Origin of the sequence: Natronohydrobacter thiooxidans, from assembly GCF_001884735.1 — a bacterium.
Lineage (GTDB): Bacteria > Pseudomonadota > Alphaproteobacteria > Rhodobacterales > Rhodobacteraceae > Roseinatronobacter > Roseinatronobacter thiooxidans_A.
Map to the genome: position 1 here is coordinate 1 of NZ_MJAP01000025.1, position 5,981 is coordinate 5,981.

Annotated in this window: 3 tRNA genes and 3 rRNA genes; all 6 read right to left on the reverse strand. The window is 55.0% G+C overall.

From position 1 onward, the window contains the following. Positions 1–77: transfer RNA gene (locus BG457_RS12280), tRNA-Met, on the reverse strand. 36 nt (positions 78–113) lie between these two features. After that, positions 114–228: ribosomal RNA gene (gene rrf, locus BG457_RS12285) — 5S ribosomal RNA — on the reverse strand. Positions 229–364: 136 nt separating this feature from the next. Continuing rightward, positions 365–3,276, reverse strand: a 23S ribosomal RNA gene (locus tag BG457_RS12290). Between the two features lie 451 nt (positions 3,277–3,727). Continuing rightward, a tRNA-Ile gene (locus BG457_RS12295) sits at positions 3,728–3,804 on the reverse strand. Positions 3,805–3,871: 67 nt separating this feature from the next. After that, positions 3,872–3,947: transfer RNA gene (locus BG457_RS12300), tRNA-Ala, on the reverse strand. Between the two features lie 153 nt (positions 3,948–4,100). Further along, positions 4,101–5,566: ribosomal RNA gene (locus BG457_RS12305) — 16S ribosomal RNA — on the reverse strand. The 16S, 23S and 5S rRNA genes sit together here with 3 tRNA genes alongside, the layout of an rRNA operon. Positions 5,567–5,981: the final 415 nt, after the last annotated feature.

Genomic DNA, 5,981 nt, shown 5'->3' on the forward strand with positions numbered 1-5,981 from the left:
TGGTTGCGGGGACAGGATTTGAACCTGTGACCTTCAGGTTATGAGCCTGACGAGCTACCTGGCTGCTCCACCCCGCGCTGGTTGTTTTGAGAGATGTGTGTGTTTCTTGTCAGGTCTGGCGGTGAGCTACTCTCCCACGTCTTTTGACGCAGTACCATTGCCGCTGCGGCACTTAACTTCCGAGATCGGGACGGGATCGGGTGTTTTGCTCGCGCTGTGGCCACCAGACCTGAGAAGGAACACATTGTCTCTGGACGATGGTGATCGTTCAGAGGCCACATCAGTGGGCGCGGGTTGCGCCGAACTATCCTGGTCATTGCTTTTGGTTGCTTTGTGATTGTGATCCGTCTGGTTGTTACTGGATCAAATCAAGCCTATCGAGCCATTAGTACCGGTCAACTGAGTGCATTGCTGCACGTACATCTCCGGCCTATCGACGTGGTGGTCTACCACGGCTCTCAAGGGAGACCTTGTTTTGAGGGGGGCTTCCCGCTTAGATGCTTTCAGCGGTTATCCTGTCCGTTCATAGCTACCCTGCACTGCGGCTGGCGCCACAACAGGTCCACCAGTGGAACGTTCACCCCGGTCCTCTCGTACTAGGGGCAACTCCTCTCAAGTCTCCAACACCCACGGCAGATAGGGACCGAACTGTCTCACGACGTTCTAAACCCAGCTCACGTACCTCTTTAAACGGCGAACAGCCGTACCCTTGGGACCTACTCCAGCCCCAGGATGAGATGAGCCGACATCGAGGTGCCAAACGATGCCGTCGATATGGACTCTTGGGCATCATCAGCCTGTTATCCCCGGCGTACCTTTTATCCGTTGAGCGATGGCCCTTCCACTCGGGACCACCGGATCACTATGGCCGACTTTCGTCTCTGCTCGACTTGTCAGTCTTGCAGTCAGGCTGGCTTCTGCCATTGCACTCAACGAGCGATTTCCGACCGCTCTGAGCCAACCTTCGCACGCCTCCGTTACTGTTTGGGAGGCGACCGCCCCAGTCAAACTACCCGCCACACAGGGTCCCGGATCCGGATGACGGACCGCGGTTAGACATCAAGAGTGCGAAGGGTGGTATCTCAAGGGAGGCTCCATGGAAACTGGCGTTTCCACTTCAAAGCCTACCACCTATCCTGCACATCGCAATCCTGATGCCAGTGTGAAGCTGTAGTAAAGGTGCACGGGGTCTTTCCGTCTAACCGCGGGAAGCCTGCATCTTGACAGGCAATTCAATTTCGCTGAGTCCATGTTCGAGACAGCGGGGAAGTCGTTACGCCATTCGTGCAGGTCGGAACTTACCCGACAAGGAATTTCGCTACCTTAGGACCGTTATAGTTACGGCCGCCGTTTACCGGGGCTTCATTTCGGAGCTTGCACCCCTCCATTTAACCTTCCGGCACCGGGCAGGCGTCAGACCCTATACGTCGCCTTACGGCTTCGCAGAGCCCTGTGTTTTTAATAAACAGTCGCCACCCCCTGGTCTGTGCCCCCCGCCACTGCTTGCGCAATAACGGGGCCTCCTTCTCGCGAACTTACGGAGGTATTTTGCCGAGTTCCTTAAACATGGTTCTCTCAAGCGCCTTGGTATTCTCTACCAGTCCACCTGTGTCGGTTTCGGGTACGGTCTGATGTGGGGCTATTTCCAGGAACCTCTGAGCCGCCCTCCCAATCCGATAAGGAAGAACGACCTTCGAGATCCGTCACATCCCACTGGCCCAGGAATATTAACCTGGTTCCCATCGACTACGCCTTTCGGCCTCGCCTTAGGGGCCGGCTTACCCTGCTCAGATTAGCTTTAAGCAGGAACCCTTGGACTTTCGGCGAGAGGGTCTCTCACCCTCTTTGTCGCTACTCATGTCAACATTCTCACTTCTGAACGCTCCACTGGTGCCTTACGGCCCAGCTTCTCAGCAGACTTCTGATGCGTCCGTCGCACCCCGGAGGGTACGCAAGACGCAAGAAGTACAGAACAGAACGCTCCGCTACCACGCATTACTGCGTCCTAAGCTTCGGCTCGTGGCTTGAGCCCCGTTACATCTTCGCCGCAGGACAACTTGATTAGACCAGTGAGCTGTTACGCTATCTTTAAAGGATGGCTGCTTCTAAGCCAACCTCCTGGTTGTTTTGGTCGTCCCACCTGCTTTCCCACTTAGCCACGAATTGGGGGCCTTAGCTGTAGGTCAGGGTTGTTTCCCTCTTCACGACGGACGTTAGCACCCGCCGTGTGTCTGCCGCATAGTACTCCCGGGTATTCGGAGTTTGGTTAGGATCAGTAAGCCTGTGGGGCCCCATTACCCATCCAGTGCTCTACCCCCCGGGGTATTCGTGCGACGCTCTACCTAAATAGATTTCGCGGAGAACCAGCTATCTCCGAGTTTGATTGGCCTTTCACCCCTAGGCACAGTTCATCCCGATCCTTTTCAACGGATGTGGGTTCGGCCCTCCAGTTGGTGTTACCCAACCTTCAGCCTGACCATGCCTAGATCACTCGGTTTCGGGTCTGATCCGTCTAACTCATGCGCCCATTTAAGACTCGCTTTCGCTGCGCCTACACCTAACGGCTTAAGCTTGCTAGACAGACCAAGTCGTTGACCCATTATACAAAAGGTACGCCGTCAGGGCTCAAGGCCCCTCCGACTGCTTGTAGGCGTCCGGTTTCAGGTCTGTTTCACTCCCCTCGTCGGGGTGCTTTTCACCTTTCCCTCACGGTACTGGTTCGCTATCGGTCAGCAAGGAGTACTTAGCCTTCGGGGGTGGTCCCCCGATCTTCAGACAGGATTTCACGTGTCCCGCCCTACTTGATACGTCCGATCATGCTTCCCATACGGGGCTGTCACCCGCTATGGCTGGCCTTTCCAGGCCATTCTGGTCACAATCTCGGCTCGGCTGGTCCGCGTTCGCTCGCCACTACTAACGGAGTCTCTGTTGATTTCCTTTCCTCCGGGTACTTAGATGTTTCAGTTCCCCGGGTTTGCTCTTTTAAGCCTATATATTCAGCCTAAAAGTACCTGTTTTACCCTATTGATGAGCACCACGCTGCAACGCATTGCCGAACCGAGCAAGGCCCGATTGTCACAGACAATCAAACTCACTCAGTCACGGAGTGTGCGTTGTTGCGAAGCAACAACAACAGAATATCAGGTGGGTTGCCCCATTCGGAGATCGAGGGATCAAAGCCTATTACCGGCTCCCCCTCGCTTATCGCAGGTTATCACGTCCTTCATCGCCTCTTGCTGCCAAGGCATCCACCAAACGCCCTTATCGCGCTTGATTTGATCCAGAAAGAGCCAGACATTTGATAGTGCGCTACCGCCCGGAGGGCTACTTGAGCGCGTTATATTTGCGCTACCGCTTCGCCACTTGAGCGCGACGGTTTTGCATATGTCCAACAAAGCAGGGCCTTTTGTCTCCCCTGCTCCACAATCTGAACCAAAAGCATTGTACGTTTCCCGCTCTGAGTGTGTTGGCACTCAGAACATTTGGTTAGTGTACTTGACTTGGATAGTCTCATGTCTCGCAACGCAAGATGCGCTGCAGGCCCTCCCCCACTCGGGATGGCCGACATGACACTGATGTGTATCTCTCTAAACGATGTAAAATGAAGGGCGAACCCTTCACGCGTCCAACAGGACGATCAAACACATAAGCTCATGTGCTTGATGATCATGTTGATAGTATTGAGTTGTGCTACCGCCCGGGACGGGCTGCTTGAGCACCTTGGCAATGGTGGGTCGAGGAGGACTTGAACCTCCGACCTCACGCTTATCAGGCGTGCGCTCTAACCACCTGAGCTACCGACCCCAATGCCAGTGGCGTGATCGCGGCTGCAAATCTCAGGCTGATCCTGCTGGCACCGGGACAAGCCCGATGGTGGAGCCTAGGAGGATCGAACTCCTGACCTCCTGAATGCAAATCAGGCGCTCTCCCAGCTGAGCTAAGGCCCCGATCAGGATGACATGACACGCCGACAGCGCTCATGTTCCACCTACTTGTTCCTTGAAGAGATATGAGGACGGTCCGGTCCGATATGCAGCTTTGTTTGCTGCTGCTAAGTGATCCACGAGATGAGCAAGCTCATCTGCCAGGATCATCCTTAGAAAGGAGGTGATCCAGCCGCAGGTTCCCCTACGGCTACCTTGTTACGACTTCACCCCAGTCGCTGAGCCTACCGTGGCTGGCTGCCTCTCATTGCTGAGTTAGCGCACCATCTTCGGGTAGACCCAACTCCCATGGTGTGACGGGCGGTGTGTACAAGGCCCGGGAACGTATTCACCGCGGCATGCTGTTCCGCGATTACTAGCGATTCCGACTTCATGGGGTCGAGTTGCAGACCCCAATCCGAACTGAGATGGCTTTTGGGGATTATCCCACTGTCACCACCATTGTAGCACGTGTGTAGCCCAACCCGTAAGGGCCATGAGGACTTGACGTCATCCACACCTTCCTCCGACTTATCATCGGCAGTTTCCTTAGAGTGCCCAACTCAATGCTGGCAACTAAGGACGTGGGTTGCGCTCGTTGCCGGACTTAACCGAACATCTCACGACACGAGCTGACGACAGCCATGCAGCACCTGTGTGATATCCAGCCGAACTGAAAGCCCTGTCTCCAGAGCCGCGATATCCATGTCAAGGGTTGGTAAGGTTCTGCGCGTTGCTTCGAATTAAACCACATGCTCCACCGCTTGTGCGGGCCCCCGTCAATTCCTTTGAGTTTTAACCTTGCGGCCGTACTCCCCAGGCGGAATGCTTAATCCGTTAGGTGTGACACCGACAGGCATGCCTGCCGACGTCTGGCATTCATCGTTTACGGTGTGGACTACCAGGGTATCTAATCCTGTTTGCTCCCCACACTTTCGCACCTCAGCGTCAGTATCGAGCCAGTGAGCCGCCTTCGCCACTGGTGTTCCTGCGAATATCTACGAATTTCACCTCTACACTCGCAATTCCACTCACCTCTCTCGAACTCCAGACTGATAGTTTTGGAGGCAGTTCCGGGGTTGAGCCCCGGGATTTCACCCCCAACTTTCCAATCCGCCTACGCGCGCTTTACGCCCAGTAATTCCGAACAACGCTAGCCCCCTCCGTATTACCGCGGCTGCTGGCACGGAGTTAGCCGGGGCTTCTTTACTGGGTACCGTCATTATCTTCCCCAGCGAAAGATCTTTACAACCCTAAGGCCTTCATCGATCACGCGGCATGGCTAGATCAGGGTTGCCCCCATTGTCTAAGATTCCCCACTGCTGCCTCCCGTAGGAGTCTGGGCCGTGTCTCAGTCCCAGTGTGGCTGATCATCCTCTCAAACCAGCTATGGATCGTCGGCTTGGTAGGCCTTTACCCCACCAACTACCTAATCCAACGCGGGCCGATCCTTTGCCGAAATTCTTTCCCCCGAAGGGCACATACGGTATTAAACCCAGTTTCCCAGGACTGTTCCGTAGCAAAGGGCACGTTCCCACGCGTTACTCACCCGTCCGCCACTAAGGCCGAAGCCTTCGTTCGACTTGCATGTGTTAAGCCTGCCGCCAGCGTTCGTTCTGAGCCAGGATCAAACTCTCAAGTTGAAAGTGCCGAAGCACTATCCTTGACGTCAAACCCAAGCACATATCACACGATCAGGAACTGAACCCCGATCGCGTTACCTCTGTTCTGTGCTCTCGTCTCCAAAGAGAACCGAAAGCCGCAAAACAGTGAAGCTGACACTCACATCATCGGATAGCTTACGCCACCCTAGCGAGCCGATATGTGTCAGGCCGATCCATCGAAATGAACCAAACCGCCCACATATCTCTTCAAGTTTCCAATTCTGTCAAACAGCACAAGACAAAAAATCACAAGCGCAGCGCCCTACCATCCGGCGCAACCCCTGCAACCCTGCCTCGATATTTCCCGGCCTCACTTCCAGTACCACTCACGCAGCACCCTCCGTTCCGCCTTCCAGCAACGTCCCCGCCGCCGGTGAAGCGCTATCTAGATACT